This window comes from Deltaproteobacteria bacterium (assembly GCA_030654105.1).
Taxonomy (GTDB): Bacteria; Desulfobacterota; SM23-61; order SM23-61; family SM23-61; genus JAHJQK01.
The window spans coordinates 1-2,785 of record JAURYC010000179.1 but is presented as its reverse complement, the minus strand read 5'-3'; the positions used below and the strand labels follow the sequence as shown (position 1 = coordinate 2,785).

The following is a 2,785-nucleotide window of genomic DNA, read 5'->3' as shown; positions in this document are numbered from 1 at the left end:
GCTGAATAATTGGTATTTTTGGCAGGAAAGGCTGCAGCAGATGGTGCTCGAAGGAACGTCGTCCTGGTTTGATAATATCCTAACCAAAGATGTCAAAGAAACCAGGGACACCCTTTTCCATCAAGCCGCCTTGACTGCGGTAAATAAACTCCGGGCCTCCCTCGGCAAGGATCCCAAGGAATGGAAGTGGGGTAAGATGCATACCATCGAATTTGTAAGCCCTATCCGGCGCGAGGGGTTTGGAAAGGGGCTGTTAGGGGACGGCCCTTACTCCTTCCTCGGCTCCGGGGAGACTCTCTGTCGGGGTATTTATGAGTTTAAGGATCCATTCAGGGTTACGCTTTCGGCTTCCCTAAGGATGGTAGTTGACTTAAGCGATGACGACAAGGTGTTGGCAGTTTTACCGGGGGGTGTCTCCGGCCGCCTCTTCCATCCCCACAATAAAGATCAGATTAAGGCCTTCATCAATGGCGACAAGGTTTACTGGTGGTTCAGCGACAAAGCGATTCAAGAACATAAGAAGACCACGCTTCTCCTTAAACCTTAGCTTGCCTATTGCTCTTACCCCTAACTTCAAAAATCACTTGGGAGGAAGGGTGTAGTTGATAGGCGCTTAGATGCTATGCAGGGTTTTTTGATCAGTTCTTCGGGGTATAAATAAACCACATAGAAGCAGGAATCAATATTCCTTGCCTAAAGAATTGACCTTTCCAAACGGAGAGAGTCGGCGGCGGCGGAGTGGGATTGTAGATCTTGCAAGAAAAGCCCATCTTTAGTATATTCGGTTCAATTCTGCAAAAAGGGGGCCTAAGTGCCGGAGGCTACTGGCTCTCCAACGGAATATAGCGGGCGAGCCCAATAGATATAAAGGCCGCCTGTAAATGAAAAAGGATTCATGGGAGGAAAAAATGCCTAAGAAAAGTTTGAAGCCGACAAGCGCCGTTTTATTAACCCCCGTAGTTTTAGTCAGCTGCCAGGATGAAGGAGTGAAGCCGAACATCATTACTTTGGCCTGGGTGGGAGTGGCCAACTCCGACCCACCGATGATTTCGATCGCCATCCGTCCGGAGCGGCACTCGTACGCGATCATCAAGAGGACAGGCGAATTTGTGGCCAACCTTCCCACTACCGCAATTTTAAAGGAGATGGATTTTTGCGGTGTCGTCTCTGGAAGCAAGCTGGATAAATTTTCAACGACCCAACTTACCCCCATGCCTGCGGAAAAGATAAAGGCCCCCCTGATCAAAGAGTGTCCGGTGAACCTCGAATGCCGGGTGAAGCAGGTTCTCGCCCTGGGGAGCCATGATCTTTTCCTGGGAGAGGTGGTGGCTGTCCATATGGACACGGAGATCCAGGATGAGAAAGGACGAATCGACATTGGCAAGGCCAAGCTTTTTGCTTTCTGCGCGGGAGCAATGGAATACTGGAGCCTGGGGGAGAGAATTGGCAGGTATGGTTTTACCAAAGGTAAGCTGGATTAAGGCCTATATGTTTTTTGTCTCCTCCTTACGTCAAATTTTAAACACAAGATCAAATGGACCCATGGCCCCACTACATTTTGGGGGTGATACTGGGCTTCTAAAACTGCTGATTTGCTTGCCAAAAAAAGAACCCACCCTCTGGAGAAGAATATTGCGCATATGGGGGTTTGGAAATCAAAACTTTTTAGGACTTAAAAAACTGAAGACGGATAGCGAGCCTGTCGAAAAACCCTTATTAAAAATTAGCTCCTTGGTTTAAAACGGTTTTACTGACTTCACTTTCCAAAATTTCTTTTTTTATTTTGTTGAATTATTTTCCTTCCTCTCTGGATATGCTGCTCGCCTCCGGCACGAAATTACATTTCCACCCATTGAGGTCGATGGCCAAAGAGGCCAAAATCGGAGAGGGTGACTGTCACATTCCCTTAAATTTTTTGAATCGAAGATTTTGATGTGGTCGGTGTTTCATTATTGTAGCTCGAAGCTTCATTCTAAGGAATCTATTCGCAATCGATCCCATCTCTAAGTTTTTAAGTGGGCGACTTATGATTTTGACCTTATTCTGCCGAATGGCTGCAAAAACTGCTTCAAGATTCTTCTCCGCATAAATTAACGAATAGGTCGCTCCCAGTTGAGAGAGGAAATGAGCATCTGAGTTTCCGACTAATGGAAATCCAAAGGCTTGGGATACTTCTACGGCTCTGAGGTTAAAATTGATCATTTGGGAATAAAAATGGCAATATTCGAGCGCGTCGAAGAGATTCAGATGCTTCAAAAGGTATCCGTTTAAAGAGTATGTTCCCGGGAAATAGGGGTGTGGAGCAATGATTAAGGTTTCTGGACGCCGCAGTTTTGAAAGGGAGAAAAAATCTGAACATATTTTATACGGGGGAGGGTTTAAAACGAGGACATGCCGTCTCTGAATCGTCATTTCTATACCGGGTATGAGGAGGATACCCCTTGCCTGTGCGTGGGAAAAAAGGTCCTGATTGAAGGTCATTCGGTGATGATTGGTGATGGAAATCACGTCAAAACCTTCATCGGCAGCTTTTGAGATAAACTCTTTGGCCGTATATCGTACGCAGTCGAGGGGATCTTCCGCTGTGTGAAGATGTAGATCAGCCTTAAGGGGCCTCTTTCTTATGTTTTTCATAATAGACTCTTTCACCACTTTTTAAATTCTATCATGAATATTAGGCTTTTAATAGGACTTGTCTGTTTAGAGGCTTAAGAATGGAATGGGATAAAAGTTAGCTTAAGGGGATACCCCAATATATAGCTGCGCCACGAGGATGCAATATGCC

General features: G+C 45.9%; 3 protein-coding genes. All 3 read left to right on the top strand.

The window, feature by feature from the left end; translation table 11 throughout:
• A partial coding sequence (locus Q7V48_07575; protein ID MDO9210592.1) for a penicillin acylase family protein occupies nt 1-547 on the top strand: 547 nt, incomplete at its 5' end.
• A 361-nt stretch (nt 548-908) separates the two neighbouring features.
• Nucleotides 909-1,481: a flavin reductase family protein gene (locus Q7V48_07570; protein MDO9210591.1), complete on the top strand. Its 573-nt coding sequence runs from the start codon at nt 909-911 to the stop codon at nt 1,479-1,481.
• A gap of 910 nt (nt 1,482-2,391) precedes the next feature.
• On the top strand, nt 2,392-2,535 hold the full coding sequence (locus Q7V48_07565; protein ID MDO9210590.1) for a hypothetical protein: 144 nt from the start codon (nt 2,392-2,394) through the stop codon (nt 2,533-2,535).
• Nucleotides 2,536-2,785: the final 250 nt, after the last annotated feature.

Bases quoted from the DNA above. Each gene is read 5' to 3' on its own strand.
- Q7V48_07565 (MDO9210590.1), top strand. From the start codon at position 2,392: ATGCCGTCTCTGAATCGTCATTTCTATACCGGGTATGAGGAGGATACC.
- Q7V48_07570 (MDO9210591.1), top strand. From the start codon at position 909: ATGCCTAAGAAAAGTTTGAAGCCGACAAGCGCCGTTTTATTAACCCCC.